We start from the raw sequence: 17,923 nt of genomic DNA on the forward strand, positions 1-17,923 counted from the left end.
GATATGGCTCGCGGTCGTCGCCACAAGCGCAAAAAAGTGTGCTACTTTACGGTGAACAAGATCGAGAAAATCGATTACAAGGACGTCGACCTGTTGAAGAAGTTTATCAGCGAACGCGGCAAAATTTTGCCGCGCCGCGTAACGGGAACGTCGGCAAAATACCAGCGCATGTTGACGAAAGCGATCAAGCGCGCGCGTCAAATGGCGCTGTTGCCGTACACAGTGGAATAACCGGCGGAAAAAGGGGCACAGCGGTGTCCCTTTTTCCCTATTTTTTTCGGGTTGTTGAGGTGACCAGCGTGGGGATGTCGGTTCGCGGGGTTGCCGAGGGTGCGGTGGCCCTGGCGCTGTACGTGGTGATGCTGGCGCTGTCGGCGTACACGCCCCTCGGCCTGTTCTTGTCGCTCCTGCTTCCGCTGCCCTTTGCCGTTTACGCCGCCCGGCAGGGATGGAAGCCCTCGCTATGGGTGGCCGCGGTAGCCGTGCCGCTTACCGCGTTCCTATTCGGCCTGCCCGCAGTGCTGGGGGCCGTGTTCGCCGGCGCGGTCGGTGCGGCATTGGGTGGCGCGCACCGGAAGCGCCGCCCGGCGGAACAGGCGGTTCTGCTGGCCTTTTTGGCGGCATTGGCCAGCATGCTGGTGTTGTTCGTCGCCCTAGCCATGTTCTTCGGAATCAATCTGGTGGAGCAGTTTGACGCGCTGATGCGGGAAAGCCTGCGCGCAGCGGAACAGATGGTGGAGCGGGCGGGCGTGAACGTCGATGGCCAAGCGGCCGTATGGCGTGAGACGGAACAGTGGCTTCACCAGCTCATCCCGTCCATATTGCTGATGAGCGCGGCAACGGTGGCGCTGGTCAACCAGTGGGCTGCCGGTCATGTGTTGCGCCGACTGGGCGTTCCCGCGCGGCGGCTTGCCCCCTTGAAGGATTGGCGCCTTCCGCGTTCGCTCCTTTACTACTATCTGGCGTCGGCCGTCTTGCTGTTCATCCCCGGCGTGCGCGATGTGGCGTGGCTGGCCAACGTGGCGTGGAACGGGCAAGCGCTGCTGTCGATGCTGTTCATCGTGCAAGGGTTGTCGCTGGTCTTTTTCCTCGCCGATGCTCGGGGGTGGAGCCCGTGGGTGGCCCGCGCGGTCGTCATCCTTTTGTTTCTTTTCCCGTACCTCTCTCTTATACTGAGTTTAGCAGGCATTGTGGATTTGGCCACCCGCATGCGGGACGTGATCCGTCGCTAGGGGTTGAACAGCCATGCCAAGGTTCTTGCTTCAGCGATGGCACGGGATGCACATGCGTCTGGCGGTGCTCTTGTGCCTGTCGCTCTGCGTCCTCCTCACTTTCTACAACTGGATGGTGGGCGTAATCGGCTTGGCGGCCACCGTGGCGTTGGCGCTGTTCGTGTCGCGGGCCGAGCGCGCGTTTCAGGCCGATTTGAAAGCCTATCTGGAAACGATTCAGTACCGCGTGAAGAAAGCCGGCGACGATGTGTTGTCCACCCTCCCGATTGGCGTCGCGCTGTACAGCGATGCGCGCAAACTCGAGTGGGCCAACCCGGCCTTTGCCCGCCTGGTTGGTCGGGAACGCGTGATCGGGGAGGCGTTGGAGGAACTGTTGCCGGTAGGGGACCAGGTGGACTGGACGCGACCGGGGGTTCACGAGCTTTCCGTTCACGATCGCATCTATGAGCTGACCGTCCGTCCCGAGGAGCGCATGGTGCTCCTTACCGACATCACCGAGCTGTGCCGGCTGAAAACGCGGTATCGCGACCAGCGGCCGGTGTTCGCCATCATTCATCTCGACAACCTGGACGAAGTGACCCAGGGGATGGATGAACAGCAGCGGAGCATGCTGCTGTCGACGGTGACGGCGGCCTTGACGGAATGGGCCGGCGCCCATGATCTCTACCTGCGCCGGTTCGCCTCGGACAAATTTTTTGCCGTGTTAAACGAAGCCATCTTGAGCAAGCTGGAGCAGACCCGTTTCGACATCCTCGACACCGTGCGCGAACTGCACGTGGGCAACAAGATCCCCCTTACCCTCAGCATCGGCGTGGCGACCGAGGAGGAGTCGCTGGCCAAACTCGGGCAGCTGGCCCAGTCGACACTGGACATCGTCCTCGGGCGTGGCGGCGATCAGGCCGCGGTGCGCCGTGGGGAGCGCATCGTCTTCTACGGCGGGAAAACCAACGCCGTGGAGAAGCGCACCCGTGTACGGGCGCGGGTGATTTCCCACGCCCTGCGCGACCTGATCCTGGAAAGCGAGAACGTCCTCATCATGGGCCATCGCCATGCGGACATGGACGCCGTCGGCGCGGCCATTGGCGTGCTCAAGATGGTTCAGGCGGTCGGCCGGGACGGCTACATCGTCCTCGACGAGGTAAACCCGGCGATCGAGCGGCTGATGGACGAGGTGGCCAAGCACGAGGCGCTCCACCGGTGCTTCGTTTCGCCGGACCAAGCCTTCGATCTGGCCACGTCCTGGTCGCTCCTGGTCGTCGTCGACACCCACCGCCCGTCCATGGTCATGGCACCGGAGCTGCTTGAGGCGATGAACCGCGTGGTGGTGATCGATCACCACCGCCGGGGAGAAGAGTTTGTGGACCACCCCGTGCTGTTCTACATGGAGCCGTACGCCTCGTCAACCTGCGAGCTGGTGACGGAGCTTCTGCAGTACCAGAGCGACCAGCTGACCATGGATCGGCTGGAGGCGTCCGCCCTCCTGGCCGGGATCGTCGTCGACACGCGCAGCTTTTCCGTGCGCACCGGGGCGCGCACCTTTGAGGCAGCGTCGTTCTTGCGCCGCCTTGGTGCCGACCCCACCTTTGTTCAGCACCTGCTGAAAGAGGACCTGGAGTTGTACACCAAGCGGGTGGAAATCATCAAAAGCGCGCAGATGTTGCCCGGCAACATCGCCCTCTGCACCTGCCGGACGAACGATCGCTATGCCCACCTCGTCATGTCGCAGGCTGCCGATGAGCTCCTGAACCTCAACGGTGTGCGCGCATCCTTTGTGGTCAACGACAAGGGCGACGGCACGGTGCACATCAGTGCCCGTTCCCTGGGCGACATCAACGTCCAGGTGATCATGGAGAAGCTGGGCGGGGGCGGGCATCTGACCAGCGCCGCCGCGCAGCTCAAAAACACGTCCCTCGACGAAGCCGTCGAGCGCTTGAAACAGGCCATAACCGAAACCGTGGCCGATGAAGGGGGGAAAGGATCATGAAGGTGATCTTTCTGAAGGACGTCAAGGGACAAGGGAAGAAGGGGGAAGTGAAGACCGTCTCCGACGGATACGCCCGCAACTACCTCATTCCGCGGGGGCTCGCCGTTGAGGCCACTGAAAGCAACCTCAAAACCCTGGAGGCGCAGAAGCGCAGCGAAGCGAAGCGCAAGGCTCAGGAGCTGGCCGAAGCCAAGGCGTTGGCGGAAAAGCTGGAGAAGACCACGGTGACCATCGCCGCGAAGGCGGGCGAAGGCGGGCGGCTGTTCGGCGCCGTGACCAGCAAGCAGATTGCCGAGACCTTGGCCAAGCAGGGGCTGGCGGTGGACAAGAAAAAGATCCTGCTGGACGAACCGATTCGCGCCCTTGGCACGGTGCGGGTACCGGTGAAGCTGCATCCAGACGTTACGGTTCAACTCGCGGTTACCGTCGTGGAGGAATAAGGCGCGCAAGAATCCCAATGATAGCCTCAAGCGAGGCGAGGACCCGATGAGCGAGCTGTTTCTCGATCGCATGCCCCCCCACAACATCGAGGCGGAACAGGCGGTGTTGGGGGCTGTTTTTTTGGAAAAAGAGGCCCTGATCACCGCTATGGAGATCGTGCGGCCGGAGGATTTCTACCGCACGGCCCATCAGCGCATCTTCCAGTGCATGATTGATCTCCTGGAGCGCGGAGAGCCCATCGACCTCGTCACGGTGACGGCCGAGCTGCAAAACCGCAAATGGCTCGAGGAGGTCGGCGGCGTCTCGTATCTGACCGACCTAGCCAACGCGGTGCCCACGGCAGCCAACGTGGAATACTACGCGCGGATCGTGGAGGAGAAGGCCCTCCTGCGGCGGCTCATCCGCGTGGCCACCCAGATCGCCAGCACGGGGTACGGCGAGACGGAAGACGTGGGGGAGATTCTTTCCCAGGCCGAGCGCAACATCCTCGAGATCTCCCAGCGGCGCAGTCGCGGGCAGTTCGTTTCCATCAAGGATGTGTTGCTGGAGACATACGAGAAGATCGAGTTTCTGGCCACGCACCGCGGCGAAGTGACCGGCGTTGCGTCCGGATATCCCGATCTTGACCGTATGACCTCGGGGTTTCAGCCGTCGGACTTGATTATCGTGGCCGCTCGTCCCAGCGTGGGCAAAACGGCCTTTGCCCTCAACATTGCCCAGAACGTCGGCATCCGCGGCGAGACGGTGGCCATCTTCAGTCTGGAGATGTCCGCCCAGCAGCTTGTCACGCGGATGCTGTGCGCCGAGGGCAACCTCGAGGCCCACAAGCTGCGCACGGGGTACCTGGAAGAGGAAGATTGGGAGCGGCTGACGATGGCCATCAGCACCCTGTCCAAGGCGCCCATTTTCATCGACGACACCCCGGGCATCACGGTGACCGAGATCCGCTCCAAGCTGCGCCGGCTGAAAGCGGAACGCGGGCTCAGCCTGGTGGTGATCGACTATCTCCAGTTGATCCAAGGGCGCAGCCGGTACGCCGAAAATCGCCAGCAGGAAATCTCCGAGATCTCCCGCTCGCTCAAGGGCATCGCCCGCGAGCTGCACGTGCCGGTCATCGCCCTGTCGCAGCTCAGCCGCGCCGTCGAACAGCGGCAGGACAAGCGCCCGATCCTGTCGGACATCCGGGAGAGCGGATCGATTGAGCAGGATGCCGACATCGTGGCCTTTCTCTACCGTGACGACTACTACGACCCAGAGACCGACCGCAAAAACATTGTCGAGGTGATCATCGCCAAGCAGCGCAACGGGCCGACAGGGAAGGTGGAGTTGGTCTTCTTGAAGGAGTACAACAAGTTTGTCAGCCTGGATCGCCGGTACGCGCAGGATGAGGCGTCGTGATACCGAACGATTTTTTGTTTGATGTGGATATTGTTCGTTTTTCCGTTGACAAGGCCTTACGCCCTTGCTACACTGAACGTGCGCGAAGGTTGCGGTGATGCGAGGTTCCGCCGGAGCGGGCCCGCGAAGGCCGCAGGCGAGACTGGCAGCGGAGGTGGCGCATGGTGTCTACGGTGGTCGTCGTCGGCACGATGTGGGGGGACGAAGGAAAGGGCAAGGTGACCGATTACCTTGCCCAGCGGGCGGAAGTGGTGGCCCGCTACCAAGGGGGCAACAACGCCGGGCACACCATTTCCTTCGGCGGGAAGAAATACAAGCTCCACCTCATTCCCTCGGGCATCTTCTATCCGGAGAAAGTGTGCGTGATCGGCAACGGGATGGTGATCGACCCCAAAGCCTTTGCCGAGGAGCTCGCGTACCTGCGGGAAAACGGCGTCCCGGTGACAAATCTGTACGTCAGCGACCGCGCCCACGTTATCCTGCCGTACCACATCAAGTTGGACATTGTGGAAGAGGAGCGCAAGGGCGCCGGCAAAATCGGAACGACGCGCAAGGGGATCGGTCCGGCATACATGGACAAGGCGGCACGCGTGGGGATCCGCGTCGCCGATCTGCTCGATGAAGAGGTCTTCCGCGAGAAGCTGGCCCGCAACTTGGCGGAGAAAAACCGGCTGTTGGAACGGGTGTACGAGACGGAAGGGTTCGATCTCGACGCGGTGTACGAGGAGTACCGCCATTACGCGGAGATCCTTCGTCCCTTCGTCACGGACACCTCCGTCGTGCTGAACGAGGCCATCGACCAGGGCCGGCGGGTGTTGTTCGAAGGGGCCCAGGGCGTGATGCTCGATATTGACCAGGGGACGTATCCCTACGTTACCTCGTCCAACCCCATCGCCGGCGGTGTATGCATCGGGGCCGGCGTGGGCCCGACGAAAATCCACCACGTCGTCGGCGTGGCCAAAGCCTACACGACGCGGGTGGGCGACGGGCCGTTCCCGACGGAGATTCACGGCGACATCGCCGACTATATCCGCGAGCGGGGCAACGAGTACGGCACGACGACCGGACGGCCGCGGCGCATCGGCTGGTTCGACAGCGTGATTGTCCGCCACGCGCGGAGGGTAAGCGGCATCACCGACCTGTCCATCAACTGCCTTGACGTGCTGTCGGGCCTGCCGACGGTGAAGATCTGTGTGGCCTATAAATACAACGGGCAGATTCTCGAGCACTTCCCGGCCAATTTGCGCGTACTGGCCGCGTGCGAGCCGGTCTACGAGGAGCTGCCGGGATGGACGGAGGACATCACCGGCGTACGCTCGCTGAACGAGCTGCCGGTCAATGCGCGTCACTACCTCGAACGGATTGCCCAGTTGACCGGGATCCCGCTGTCGCTGTTCTCCGTCGGCCCGAGCCGTGACCAGACCAACGAGGTGCGCGGGGTGTGGGCGTAGGAATTCGTTTGCCGTGTTGCCGGTATGGACATTGTGATCGCGAAAAGAAATCCCCGCAGAAGTTTGCGGGGATTTTTCATGTATCGAGTTGGGAAGAGCGTACGCGAACGATTTTACAGCCTTCCGCCCGCGTCGCGCACAATCCGTTCGGCTTCCGCGGCGCGCGCGGCAGGGACGACGGCGGTCAGGACGATGTCGCGGCCCAATTCGAAGGGATTGCCGTCGGCCATGCCGCTGGCCGACACATCGGCGGCCAGCAGAGCGGCGGCATCGGGGTTGGGGTCCGCCGCCCCCAAGGTGAGGTTCGCCAGGCTCTGGATGCGCCCGGTCAGCGGATGGGTCGGCCGGTCAGCCGCACCCTCATGGGGGTACGGGTGTACCCGGCCGATGTCTACCGCCGCGATGCCCAGATCGCGCAGCCGCCGCGCGGCCGTGCGCGCGTCGTCTTCCGAGCGAAAGGCGGCCAGGATCGTTCGTTCCTCCATCTTGTGCCCTCCTTTTGTTTGGCGTGCGGTACCGGTAGTGTTTGCGAAGTTGTCGAAACCTATTCCAAAATCTGACCTTGATCGTCGGAAATCAGTTGTGGTACAGTGGAAAGCGTGCCAAGGCTTGTCCATTTTTGGCGAAGAGGGGAGGAGAACAGCGAAACCTGCCGTTGCTCGCGTTTTGTTTATGTTCCAGAATATTCCGTATTGCGGCGCGTGTCGGAATGCGGAGGAGGGTGGGGAGCAGAACCTTTCGGTAGGACGAGGAGGGTACGATGAAGGAAAAATCAATCATGGCGAAGGGCGTGGTGGTCCTGTCCATTCTGATTGCCACCGCGGCGTTTGCGTTTCAGCATTACCAGGCGCACGCGCGGACGGTGTACGATGTCTACTGGAACGGTGCGTACATCGGGACCGTGAGCGATCCGGGGATCGTGCGCGCGTGGCTGGACAACCAAACCCGAAAATATGCTGCCCAGCATGACGGACTTCGCCTCCACGTGGACGCGTCCTTGCGCGTTGCGGAGCGGCGGGCGTATAAGGGTGCCTTTGACAACGCGGGCACGTTGCGCACCCTCGCCCAGCGCGTCCGGGTGAAGGCGGAGGCCGTCCGGGTGGTGATCGACGGCAAGACGGTGGCGTATGCGCCCGATGCGCAGACGGTGGCGCGCGTCCTCAATGCCATCAAGGCTAGCTATGCACCGGAGCTTGCTTCCCCGAAGCGCGCGGTGACCATCGCCTCACGAGCGGAGGAAAATCGCGCAACGCGGCAGGTGTCGTTTGTCGAGCGCATCGACGTTGAGCCGGCAAAGGTTGACCCGCGCGAGGTGCTGACGGAAGCGGAGTTGAGGAAGCTGTTGGAGACGGGTACGCCGGAGCCGAAGCGGCATGTAGTGCAGCCGGGCGACTGCCTATCTTGTATCGCCGCCCGCTACAACCTGACAACAGCCGAGCTTAAGCGGCTCAATCCCGGCCTGACGGAGGGTACCCTGTTGCAAATCGGGCAAACGGTCAACGTGACGGCGCGTCGGCCCAAGGTGACGGTGAAAACGGTGGAAGAGGTGACGGTGGTCGAGACGATGCCGTTCGCCGTCGAGGTGCGTCGGGATCCCCACCTCCCGCAGGGGGAAACGCGGGTCATCCGGGAAGGGAAAAACGGGCAGAAGCGCGTCACCTATCGGCTCGTCAAGAAAAACGGCGCCTTGGTGAACAAGGAGCTGCTGTCGCAGGCGGTGCTCGCCGAACCGGTGACGAAGGTAATCGTGAAGGGAACCAAGGTGATCGCGTCGAAAGGGACGGGGAGATTGGCGTGGCCGACACGCGGGGGACGCATCACGAGCGGATTCCACTACCGGTGGGGCAAGATGCATACCGGCCTCGACATCGCCGGCGCCCGGAACCGCGACATCTTGGCTGCCGACAACGGTCGCGTGGTGTTTGCCGGCTGGAACGGTGATTATGGGTACACGGTGATTCTCGATCACGGCAACGGCCTGCGCACCCTGTATGGCCACCTGGACCGAATCAAAACGCGCGTCGGCGCCGTGGTGGAAAAAGGGCAGGTGATCGGCGTCATGGGCGACACCGGCCATGCTACGGGCGTGCATTTGCACTTTGAAGTGATCCGAAACGGGGTCAAGGTGAATCCGCTGCGCTACCTGTAGTCGACAAGGGTGCCCCCGGGTGGGGGCGCTTTTGTTTTCCGGCGAACGCCGCTTCTTTCCGGGTTCGAATGCAGGTCGAGCGAGGGGGGAAGCCCATGCGTGGGCGCATTTTGGTGGTGGACGATGAACGGCCGATCGCGGAGATCCTCAAATTCAGCCTCGAGAAGGAAGGCTTCGGCGTCCTCCTGGCCTTCGACGGCGAAGAGGCGGTGGAAAAGGCGCGCCGCGACAGGCCGGATCTCATTTTGCTCGACATCATGCTCCCCAAAAAAGACGGGTTTGCCGTTTGCCGCGACATCCGCCAGGAATCGGACGTCCCCATCATCATGATTACCGCGCGGGATGCGGAATTCGACGTCGTGATGGGGCTGGAGCTCGGCGCCGACGACTATGTCACCAAGCCCTTTGGCATGCGGGAACTGATCGCCCGCGTGAAGGCCAACCTGCGGCGGTTGCAGCGCGGGGCGCGGGACGAAAAGAACGTCTGGAAAATCGGGGACCTGGTCATCGACCTGGGGGCCTACCGGGTGGTCAAGCGGGGGCAACCGATCCGGCTTACCCAGCGCGAGTTTGAATTGTTGGCTTATTTCGCCCGGCATCGGGGCAAGGTGCTGACACGCGAGCACCTGCTGGAGGCCGTCTGGGGGTACGACTATTACGGCGACGTCCGCACCGTTGATGTCACCGTGCGCCGCCTGCGGGAGAAAATCGAGGATTGCCCCAGCCAGCCGGCTTATCTCCTCACGCGCCGCGGCGTCGGCTACCTGCTCACTGCTCCGGGTGATGGGGGCGTGTGACGATGGGGCGGCTGTTTCGCTCGATCCGCGCCAAAGTGGTGCTCGTCTACATTCTTCTGCTGATCCTCGTGCTCCAGTTTGCGGGGGCGTATTCCGTGCGCGCCATTGAACAGTTCTATTTGGAGAACTTTCGCACCACGGTGCGCGCCCAGACCGATTTGCTGGCGGCCCATGTGGAGCCGTACCTGGCAGCCTATGCCGAAAAGGGGGTGCCGGCGGACCTCGGCGGCAACCTGCCGACGCTTGTTAGCCGCTTCGTCTCCGTTATCGGCAGCGAGGTGCAGGTGATCGACCGGAACGGCACCATCCTGGCGGCGTCGTTTGACACGGGGAATGTGGTGGGAAAGAAAAACGGGTATCTCGAAGTGTACCGTGCCCTTCTGGGCACGCCGACGGAGACGGTGCGGAACGATCCGGGCACGGGTGATCGCGTGCAGGTGGTGGCGGTGCCCGTCAAACGGGGGGATGCCGTGCTGGGGGCCGTGTGGGTGAAGGCATCGCTGGAGCCAATGTACGGCGTTCTGCACCGGATCAACGGCATCCTGGCCACGGCGGGCGTGTTGGCCGTTGTGCTCGCTGCGGTGCTGGGGGCGGCGCTGTCGCGCACCATTACACGCCCCATCCAGGACATTATCCGGCAAACCGATGCCATGGCCAAGGGCGATTTCACCCGTCGTGTACGCATTTACAGCGACGACGAGATCGGCCAGCTGGGCCGGGCCTTCAACCACCTGACGGCGCGCCTGCAGAAGGCGCTGGCGGACCATGAGGAAGAGCGGGAAAAACTTGCCTCCGTGCTGGCCAACATGCAGGACGGGGTGGTGGCGGCCGACTCCCGCGGTCGCGTCATCCTCGTCAACCGGCGCGCCGCCCACATGCTGGGCCGGACCGAGGACGCCCTTCTCGGGCTGCCGCTGGTGGAATGCTTGCCGTTTCCCAGGGACCGCGACCCGGAAGACGGTGTGGGTGCCGGTGGGGCGTGGATTGTGGAGCAAGAGGAGGGGGCCCACCGCCCGCGGTTTCTGCGAATCGCCATCACCCCCATCCGTCGCGGCACGGCGCGGCGCGGGGTGATTGCCGTGCTGTCCGACGTCACGGAGCAGGAAACGCTCGAGCGGGAACGGCGCGAATTCGTGGCCAACGTGTCCCACGAGCTGCGTACGCCGTTGACCACCCTCAAAAGCTATCTCGAAGTGCTTCAGGAAGGCGTGATGGGCGATCCCGAACTCGGGCCGCGCTTTCTGCGCGTGGCGCAAAACGAGACGGAACGCATGATCCGCCTTGTCCACGATTTGTTGCAATTGTCCAAAATCGATTCCAAGCAGTGGCGCATGGAAAAAACCCCCACGTCCCTGTCGCACCTGCTGTATCAGGTGAAGGAACATTTTCAGTTCCAGGCCGACGCGCGGAACATCGCCTTGACCCTCTCCTTGGCCGATCCGCTTCCGCCCATTTCTCTGGATCGGGACAAGATGCTGCAGGTGTTTGACAATTTGCTGTCCAACGCCCTCAAGTACACCGGTCCGGGGGGAACCGTTTCCGTCTCCGCGCGCGCCGACGGGCCGTGGGTGACGGTCACCGTCACCGATACGGGGATCGGCATCCCCGCCGAGGACCTGCCGCGGGTCTTTGAGCGCTTTTATCGCGTGGACAAGGCGCGGTCCCGGGAGCTGGGTGGAACGGGGCTGGGGCTGTCCATTGCCCGGGAAATTGTTCGCGCCCACGGCGGCGAGATTGTCATCGACAGCGAGGTGGGCAGGGGGACCACGGTGACGGTTCGCCTGCCCCTCGACGAGGAGGCGCGAGCGGCCGATGTGGGAACGGGTTAAGACGGCGGTGCTGAGCATCCTGGTGGCGCTGAGCGCGGCCTTGTCCTGGAAGTTGTGGGACGCTGCCCCGGAGACGCTGCCCCTCGAGGGGGAGACCTATGTGCCGACCGCATCGATCGGGGAAAAGCGCGGGCTTTTTGACGTCGTGACCCCGGTTGAAGTGGTGTTTCACCATGGCGACGGCACGCACACCGCTGCCTATCCGGGAACACCTATCCATGGCGTGATCGCCGTACGCTTCCGCGAATGGACCTTCCAGGGCTTTGTTCCGGAGCCTTATACCCGAACCGTGTGGGAAGCGTATGCGCGGCGCGGAACGGGACTCGAGCTGGTCTTCGGAGGAGAAATTCCCGTAACCCTCCTGCAACCGCTGGGGGTCGACAGGGAGGCCCTCGCGCCGGTTCTTCCCACGGTGCGACGCATTGTGGTCTACCGCGACGGGAAGGGGGGACTACGGGCCTACTGGGTGTCCGATGCGCTCGGAAAGGCGGTGGCGGCCCGGCCCAACCTGACCACCCAGACGCTAGACGCCTACCTGAAGATGGGCCGCGCCTCGCTTCGCGTCGAGGCGATGCCGATCGCGTCTCCCAACGAGCGCGACGGGCTGGCCCGCGTGTTGTACGTGCCCGCCGATCCGCCTCGCGTGCGAAAGTTTCGTTACGAGTACCGAACCATTCCCGACCGCGCCTTTGTGCAGTCGCTGTTCGTCAACCCGAGACTGATCCGTTCCGGGCGCGAGGCGGATGGCCGAATGGTTTACACTGATGGCCATCGGACGGTACAGATGGCGGGGAAGGACTATCTGCTGGACTATTACGACCGGACCGTCCAAATGACGCCGGTGAAGCAGCCCGACGGCCTGTCGATGGCCGTCCAGTTCGTCAACCGCCATGGGGGCTGGACCGGATCCTTCGCCCTGGCTCGGTTGACGCAGGGGGAGGACGGTCGCCAGCGGGTGCGCTTTCGCGAGTACCTGAACGGGTATCCGCTGGTGGGGCCGGAGGGCCGTGACGTAGGACGCATGGAACTGGAAGTGTGGGGAGGCGGTGTCCGCGTGTACACCCGTTCCACCGTGTGCCTGGAACGCTACGTGGGGCACGAGGCGACGGCGCTGCCCCATGTGGCGGACGTCCTGCGGCAGCTTGCGGCGTGGCACATCCCGACCCGCGACATCGAACGGTTGAGCCTGGCCTATCTGTGCCGCTATCGCGAAACCTTTGTCGACCTGACGCCGGTGTGGCTTCTCGAGCGTACGACGGGCGAGATGCTGCTGATCGGGCAGGAAGCGGAGACGAGGCGGGGGCATCATGGACTGGAGTAGGGCGAAAACGCTGCTTATCATCGCCTTCTTGCTGCTGGACCTATTCCTCGGACACGAGGTATACAAGGTCCGCGTGCTCGGGGAACCGGCGTCATCCCGCGCCGACGCGACAGCGGATGCCACGCGCGACCTGCTGGAGCTGTGGGGGATTCGTGTCGAGATTCCGCTTCCTGAGACGGTGCCCAACGTAGCCGTGCTCTATGTCCGCTCGCCGTATGACCTGGGAGCGATCCGCGCCGGCGGCAAAGAGGTGTGGGAGCACCAAGGGTTGCTTTTGGCGGTGTGGAAGCGGGCGCTGCACGTGCCGAGTCCCCGGCCCGATGCGGTCGCGGAACGCTTGGCCGACGAGGTGTTCCGCTTCCCCGAATACCGGTACGACCCGGTGCAATCGCTGGACAGCAGGCATGTGTTTGTCCAGACGGTCAACAACTTGCCGTTGTTTGACGTGACCGTGGAAGCGACGGTGGAAAACGGCGTGCTGCGCGGCTATGTGCAGCGGTACGCCGAAGTGCGGCAAATGGGCCTCGCGTATCCCGCGGTGCCGCCGCAGGCCGCGCTGTTTACCCTCGTCCGGAATGGACTTCTTCCCCCGGGCGCCGTTGTCCAGCACGTTGAGCTCGGGTATACCGGCTATCCGACGGGCTCCGAGGAGCAGGCCCTCCTGCCCGTATGGCGCATCCTGGCTTCCGGCCGTGTCTACTACGTCAACGCCATCACCGGCGGCATTGAGCGTCCGCCGTCTCTTGAACGGGCGTCCTTGCTCCTGAAATAATGGAGGGAGAACGCATGGGACAAGGGAGACGGGAGGAGTCGGGGATGCGCTATTCCATTCTGGCCAGTGGCAGCACGGGCAATGCGCTGGTGGTGGGAACGTCGCATGCCCATGTGCTCATTGATGCGGGCCTCAGCGGGAGGCAAATCGAGGCGGCGCTCAAGGAGGTGCGCATCTCCCCGGCGTCGCTTGACGCGATTCTCATCACCCACGAGCATGCCGATCACGTGAAAGGGGTCGGCGTTTTGGCCCGGCGGTACAACCTGCCGGTCTACGCCAACGCGGCCACGTGGGAGGCCCTCGGGGACAGCCTGGGTCCCCTTGCCCCCGAGCAGCGCCGCGTCTTTGAGACTGGTGAGGTGCTCCAGTTTGGGGATCTCTTTGTGGAGTCGTACGGCGTGTCGCACGACGCGGCGGAGCCCGTCGGCTTTTGCGTGTACCACGGGGAACAAAAACTGAGCCTGACGACGGATTTGGGCTATGTCAGCAGCCGCATCAAAGAAAAGGTGGCCGGCTCCGACGTGTATATCTTCGAAGCCAACCACGACGTGGAGATGTTGCGCATGGGGCCCTATCCGTGGAGCGTCAAGCGGCGCATCCTGAGCGACGTCGGCCATCTGTCCAACGACGACTGCGGAGAGGCCCTGGCGGAGATCATCGGCGGCGAGCGTCCCAAGGTGTACTTGGCTCATTTGAGCCGCGACAACAATCTCATGGAGTTGGCCCGCTTAACGGTGCAGGCCATTTTGGAGGAAAACGGGCTCCGGGACGGCGAGGACCTCACGTTGCTCGATACGTATTTCGATCGTCCCACGCGCCTGGATGATCTGGGCTGAGGGCCGGCAGCTCGGCCGCGAGCTCCTGCTCCAGCTGCCGGCATTTGTCGAGCAGTTCGCGGTCGTGCAGGATTCCCTTTTCGGTTAGCAGCGCGATGAGCGCCGTCGTGAGCAGGGTTTGCTGGTAGAGGTCTTCCTTCAGATCGGCCAGATGGGCCAGGACGTGGACATCGTGCAGCGTGGCGTTGCGCATGGTGGGACCTCCTCGGGATCAGGATGGAGTGGTACAATGAAGGATGGTGGATGGTGCAGTACCAGCTTTGACGCGAGGAGGACTGCGCATACCTCGTCAGGCGCGCCGAGACGCGGGCACGCCTGTCGGGGCACCGTGTGGAGGTGACCGCGATGGGCTTTTATGATGACGGATTTTCCGCCCCGCCGCGTCGCCGGGGTGTTTCACGCGTTTGGGTTCCCCTTTTGTCGGGCATTGCCGGGGGGCTCGTCGTGTTTTTCGGACTGGTGGCGGCGGGGTGGGGACCGCTCCAGCCCGCTCCCATCGGCGACACGTCGCCCGCCCCTTCCGGTCCCAGCGAACACCGCACGATCAATGTCGATGTGAACACGGCCATCGCCGACGCCGTGGCCAAGGTGGAGAAGGCGGTGGTCGGGGTGGTCACGGTGCAGGAGGACTTTTGGTCGACGCAAAGCGTCGATCGGGAAGTGGGGTCGGGCTTTGTCTTCGAACGGGTGAACGGCCGTGCGCACATTGCCACCAACTATCATGTGGTGGAGACTGCCGCCAACGGGGAAGGTCGCCTGGAGGTGGTCTTGCCGAACGGCGCGCGGGTGCGGAACGTAAAGCTTCTGGGCGTCGACCCGTTTATGGATCTCGCGGTCCTGGAAATCCCGGATGACGGCATCGAGGCGGTGGCCCAGTTCGGCAACTCCGACAACCTGCGCGTCGGCGAGCCGGCCGTCGCGATCGGCAATCCCTTGGGGCTGGAATTTGCCCGTTCGGTTACGGCGGGCATCATCAGCTCCATTCACCGGACGGTTCCGCGGGATGTCAACGGCGACAAACAGGTCGACTGGGAGCTGGACGTGATCCAAACCGACGCGGCCATCAACCAAGGGAACAGCGGCGGGCCGCTCATCAACATCAACGGCCAGGTGATCGGCATCAACAGTGCGAAGATCTCCGCTCCCGGCGTGGAGGGCCTTGGTTTTTCCATTCCCATCAACGACGCGGAGCCGGTGCTGCACGACCTCGTGCGCTACGGCAAACCCCAGCGCGCATACCTTGGCGTGCAGATCCGCGATGTGGCATCGGTTCCCTCGCAGTACTGGCACGACGACCCGCTGCACTTGCCTTCGGATGTGGACTACGGCGTCATCATCGTGGGGCTTACGCCGATGGGTCCGGCCGCGCGCGCGGGGCTCCAGCAGTACGACGTGATCGTGAAGCTGGACGACCAGAAAATCGAGAACGCGGGACAACTGCGCAAATACCTGTACAAGCACAAGCGGCCGGGTGACACGGTGCGGGTGACCGTGTACCGCGGCGGATTGGAAAAGACCGTAGAGGTCAAACTGATGAGTGACCCGCAGTCCTAGGCGGTCGCTCGTCGGGCCGGCGAACCGGCCATCAGGGTCAGGGGCGCTCCCCCTGGCCTTTTCTTTCCCCGGAGCGCGTGGAGGAAGGAGGGGAACGGGAGGCGATGGAAAGGGTACGCATGTGGATTCTCTGCTGTCCGGAACACGTGGAGATGGCCCTCGACGACGCCGTTGACCATCAGCAGGTGGCGCCCCACATCGACGACGTGCACCACGTGGCGGAGCTCAGCGAAATGCCGGAGATCGCCAAGCGCGTCTGTCGCTACTGCGGCCGCGTGGCCACCTATGTGGTGTGGGCGCCGCCGGACGGGGAAGACACCAAGCCGGAAACGGAAAAGCGGTGAGCAGCGTGATCCTGCTCACCGCTTGGGCGTTACCGTGTGGGCACGTAGACCGTTTGGCCGACGTAGATCAGATTGGGGTTTTTGATTTGCGGGTTGGCGGCGATCAGTTTCCACAGCGGCACGCCGTACGCTTTGGCAATGCGGTACAGCGTGTCGCCGGGTTTAACGGTGTATGGCACGACCGCCGGTGTTCCGCCCGGCTGTGCGGGCTTCTGAACGCCGCTTGCCGAACCCTGACCGCCAACCGTGGCATCACCGGTAAACAGCTGCACCCAGATTCCGTTGTAGTGGGCTATCCCGATGTTGTCGTACGCCGGGTGGAGAATGTTCTGCCGGTGGCCCGGACTTCCCATCCAACCGGCCATCACTGATTTGGCGTCCGGGTAACCCTTGGCGATGTTTTCGCCCGCGTACGCATACGAGACGCCGAACCGCTTCAGCATGTCAAACGGCGAACCGTACGTCGGGGACGTATGGGAGAAGTAGTGATTGCGGTACATATCTTGCGCCTTGATCAGGGCGATTTGGCTAAGCCGCGCGTCGTGAACGAGCGGCGGCAGACCGGCCTTAGCCCGTTCTGCGTTGACCAGCTCGACGACCGTCTGTTCCGGCGTGGCCGCGGCCGCGGCGAGCGGCAGGGCCGCCAACGCGACGACCAGAAGGAGAACGATGTGGACAAGGTGCTGTCGAAAGCGCATGCTTCCCCTCCCTGATAAGGATTTGATTTCCACATTTTTTATTAAAAAACAAAAAGGTGTTTAAAGTGTAAACGTGTTATGAGGTTTTTTTGAATCTGCTTTTGTAAAATCTGGTTGGCCTTTGGGATCCCGTTGTGAAAAAATCGGCAGGGGAGACCGTCGATGCGGATCACCATCGTGAGCGTGGGAAAAGCAAAAGAACGCTTTATCAAAGACGGCGTGGCTGAATATGCAAAGCGCTTGCGGCCGTATGCCGCGGTGGCCCTCGTGGAAGTACCGGACGAGCCGGTGCCGGACCGCCTGTCGGCGCGTGACGCGGAGCAGATCAAGGAAAAGGAAGGGCGCCGGCTGCTCGAGCGCCTCGGACCGGACGATTATGTGATTGCCCTCGCGCTGGACGGCGTGATGTGGTCGTCGGAAGAGCTGGCCGCCGAATTGGGGCGGCTGGCGACGTACGGCAGGAGCCGCGTCGCCTTTCTCATCGGGGGGACGCTGGGCCTTTCCCCCGCGGTGCTGAAGCGGGCCGACGTGCGGCTTTCGCTGTCGCGGATGACGTTTCCCCATCAGCTGGTGCGCGTGATCTTGCTTGAGCAGCTGTACCGCGCCTTCAAGATCCAGCGCGGGGAGCCGTATCACCGGTGAGCGCCACAAAGGCCACGACCACATCGCGGGTGTGGGACAGGCTGACGTGCCACTTGCGAAGGCCGAGGGCCTCCGCCCGCCGCCGGGTCTCGCCGTGCAGCCGCAGCACCGGCTCGCCGGAGGGGCCGCGCAGCGTCTCGATGTCGAGGGGGCGGACGCCGCCGGAAAACCCCGTGCCCAGGGCTTTGGCAACGGCTTCCTTGGCCGCGAACCGGCCGGCCAGTATTTCGGCCTGGCGCCGCGGCGGCAGGCCCTCGAGGAGGGCGCGCTCGGCCGGGGTGAAGACGCGCGAGACGAACCGTTCGTCGGCGGCGAGCGCTTGGATGCGTGCGATGTCCACCATGTCGACGCCGATGCGCACAGCGGGCACCTCGCTTTCGTGAAATGTTGGGGGCAAACCTGGCTTGAGCATACCACAACCTCGCCGTTTCTTGCCCGGAACGGGCCTTCCGTGTCATCCTGAAGAGGGCGCATG

General features: G+C 63.3%; 17 protein-coding genes and 3 pseudogenes. 16 read left to right on the forward strand and 4 right to left on the reverse strand.

Translation table 11 applies throughout. The annotated features are described in order from the left end of the window. The first annotated feature begins 3 nt into the window (after window positions 1-3). From rpsR to ACYQ0Z_RS04760, 6 genes are all read left to right on the forward strand, one after another. A complete protein-coding gene (gene rpsR, locus ACYQ0Z_RS04735) occupies window positions 4-231 on the forward strand; it encodes a 30S ribosomal protein S18 (protein WP_459864831.1) in 228 nt (75 codons plus the stop codon). A gap of 23 nt (window positions 232-254) precedes the next feature. Next, complete coding sequence (locus tag ACYQ0Z_RS04740) at window positions 255-1,232, forward strand: YybS family protein (protein ID WP_459864833.1); 978 nt, start codon at window positions 255-257, stop codon at window positions 1,230-1,232. Between the two features lie 13 nt (window positions 1,233-1,245). After that, complete coding sequence (locus tag ACYQ0Z_RS04745; RefSeq protein ID WP_459864836.1) at window positions 1,246-3,216, forward strand: DHH family phosphoesterase; 1,971 nt, start codon at window positions 1,246-1,248, stop codon at window positions 3,214-3,216. Then, the gene (gene rplI / locus ACYQ0Z_RS04750; RefSeq protein WP_459864839.1) at window positions 3,213-3,656 is read left to right on the forward strand and encodes a 50S ribosomal protein L9; all 444 of its coding nucleotides are present in this window, start codon (window positions 3,213-3,215) and stop codon (window positions 3,654-3,656) included. Before ACYQ0Z_RS04745 ends, rplI begins: the two co-directional genes overlap by 4 nt. Before the next feature lie 46 nt (window positions 3,657-3,702). Next, the gene (gene dnaB, locus ACYQ0Z_RS04755) at window positions 3,703-5,055 is read left to right on the forward strand and encodes a replicative DNA helicase (RefSeq protein ID WP_459864842.1); all 1,353 of its coding nucleotides are present in this window, start codon (window positions 3,703-3,705) and stop codon (window positions 5,053-5,055) included. Window positions 5,056-5,219: 164 nt separating this feature from the next. Continuing rightward, the gene (locus tag ACYQ0Z_RS04760) at window positions 5,220-6,506 is read left to right on the forward strand and encodes an adenylosuccinate synthase (RefSeq protein WP_459865156.1); all 1,287 of its coding nucleotides are present in this window, start codon (window positions 5,220-5,222) and stop codon (window positions 6,504-6,506) included. 113 nt (window positions 6,507-6,619) lie between these two features. Here ACYQ0Z_RS04760 and ACYQ0Z_RS04765 read toward each other — a convergent pair whose 3' ends face one another. Further along, window positions 6,620-6,991 (reverse strand): SPOR domain-containing protein, encoded by a 372-nt coding sequence (locus tag ACYQ0Z_RS04765; RefSeq protein WP_459864845.1) that lies wholly within the window; start codon window positions 6,989-6,991, stop codon window positions 6,620-6,622. A gap of 275 nt (window positions 6,992-7,266) precedes the next feature. Between ACYQ0Z_RS04765 and ACYQ0Z_RS04770 the strand changes: the two genes are divergently transcribed. From ACYQ0Z_RS04770 to ACYQ0Z_RS04800, 7 genes and pseudogenes are all read left to right on the forward strand, one after another. After that, window positions 7,267-8,655, forward strand: coding sequence for a peptidoglycan DD-metalloendopeptidase family protein (locus tag ACYQ0Z_RS04770; protein WP_459864847.1), 1,389 nt, complete (start codon window positions 7,267-7,269; stop codon window positions 8,653-8,655). Window positions 8,656-8,750: 95 nt separating this feature from the next. Beyond that, complete coding sequence (gene yycF, locus ACYQ0Z_RS04775) at window positions 8,751-9,452, forward strand: response regulator YycF (protein WP_459864849.1); 702 nt, start codon at window positions 8,751-8,753, stop codon at window positions 9,450-9,452. Window positions 9,453-9,454: 2 nt separating this feature from the next. Further along, window positions 9,455-10,759, forward strand: a pseudogene (locus ACYQ0Z_RS04780) (histidine kinase dimerization/phospho-acceptor domain-containing protein); the annotation flags it as partial. Window positions 10,760-10,924: 165 nt separating this feature from the next. Continuing rightward, window positions 10,925-11,281: pseudogene (locus ACYQ0Z_RS04785) on the forward strand (sensor histidine kinase); the annotation flags it as partial. Beyond that, window positions 11,265-12,602 (forward strand): YycH family regulatory protein, encoded by a 1,338-nt coding sequence (locus ACYQ0Z_RS04790; RefSeq protein WP_459864852.1) that lies wholly within the window; start codon window positions 11,265-11,267, stop codon window positions 12,600-12,602. The pseudogene ACYQ0Z_RS04785 and the gene ACYQ0Z_RS04790, both read left to right, overlap by 17 nt. Further along, window positions 12,589-13,374 (forward strand): two-component system regulatory protein YycI, encoded by a 786-nt coding sequence (gene yycI, locus ACYQ0Z_RS04795; RefSeq protein WP_459864855.1) that lies wholly within the window; start codon window positions 12,589-12,591, stop codon window positions 13,372-13,374. The genes ACYQ0Z_RS04790 and yycI overlap by 14 nt, the downstream gene beginning before the upstream one ends. A gap of 44 nt (window positions 13,375-13,418) precedes the next feature. Further along, window positions 13,419-14,210, forward strand: coding sequence for an MBL fold metallo-hydrolase (locus ACYQ0Z_RS04800; protein WP_459864858.1), 792 nt, complete (start codon window positions 13,419-13,421; stop codon window positions 14,208-14,210). Here the strand turns inward: ACYQ0Z_RS04800 and ACYQ0Z_RS04805 are convergent. Then, window positions 14,155-14,403, reverse strand: coding sequence for a hypothetical protein (locus ACYQ0Z_RS04805; RefSeq protein ID WP_459864861.1), 249 nt, complete (start codon window positions 14,401-14,403; stop codon window positions 14,155-14,157). The two genes, ACYQ0Z_RS04800 and ACYQ0Z_RS04805, sit on opposite strands and share 56 nt — an antisense overlap. 152 nt (window positions 14,404-14,555) lie before the next feature. Between ACYQ0Z_RS04805 and ACYQ0Z_RS04810 the strand changes: the two genes are divergently transcribed. Both ACYQ0Z_RS04810 and ACYQ0Z_RS04815 read left to right on the forward strand, forming a co-directional pair. Beyond that, window positions 14,556-15,764: a S1C family serine protease gene (locus ACYQ0Z_RS04810; protein WP_459864864.1), complete on the forward strand. Its 1,209-nt coding sequence runs from the start codon at window positions 14,556-14,558 to the stop codon at window positions 15,762-15,764. Window positions 15,765-15,868: 104 nt separating this feature from the next. Further along, window positions 15,869-16,108 carry a CxxH/CxxC protein gene (locus ACYQ0Z_RS04815; RefSeq protein ID WP_459864867.1) on the forward strand — a complete coding sequence of 80 codons (240 nt, stop codon included), beginning with the start codon at window positions 15,869-15,871 and terminating at the stop codon, window positions 16,106-16,108. A 257-nt stretch (window positions 16,109-16,365) separates the two neighbouring features. Here the strand turns inward: ACYQ0Z_RS04815 and ACYQ0Z_RS04820 are convergent. Further along, window positions 16,366-16,707: pseudogene (locus ACYQ0Z_RS04820) on the reverse strand (CAP domain-containing protein); the annotation flags it as partial. A gap of 261 nt (window positions 16,708-16,968) precedes the next feature. On the opposite strand from ACYQ0Z_RS04820, the gene rlmH reads away from it, so the two are divergent. Continuing rightward, window positions 16,969-17,448, forward strand: coding sequence for a 23S rRNA (pseudouridine(1915)-N(3))-methyltransferase RlmH (rlmH, locus tag ACYQ0Z_RS04825; RefSeq protein ID WP_459864869.1), 480 nt, complete (start codon window positions 16,969-16,971; stop codon window positions 17,446-17,448). Here rlmH and acpS read toward each other — a convergent pair. Next, window positions 17,414-17,860, reverse strand: a complete 447-nt coding sequence (gene acpS, locus ACYQ0Z_RS04830) for a holo-ACP synthase (protein ID WP_459864872.1) — start codon at window positions 17,858-17,860, stop codon at window positions 17,414-17,416. The genes rlmH and acpS overlap by 35 nt on opposite strands. Window positions 17,861-17,923: the final 63 nt, after the last annotated feature.

Source organism: Calditerricola yamamurae (assembly GCF_054654135.1).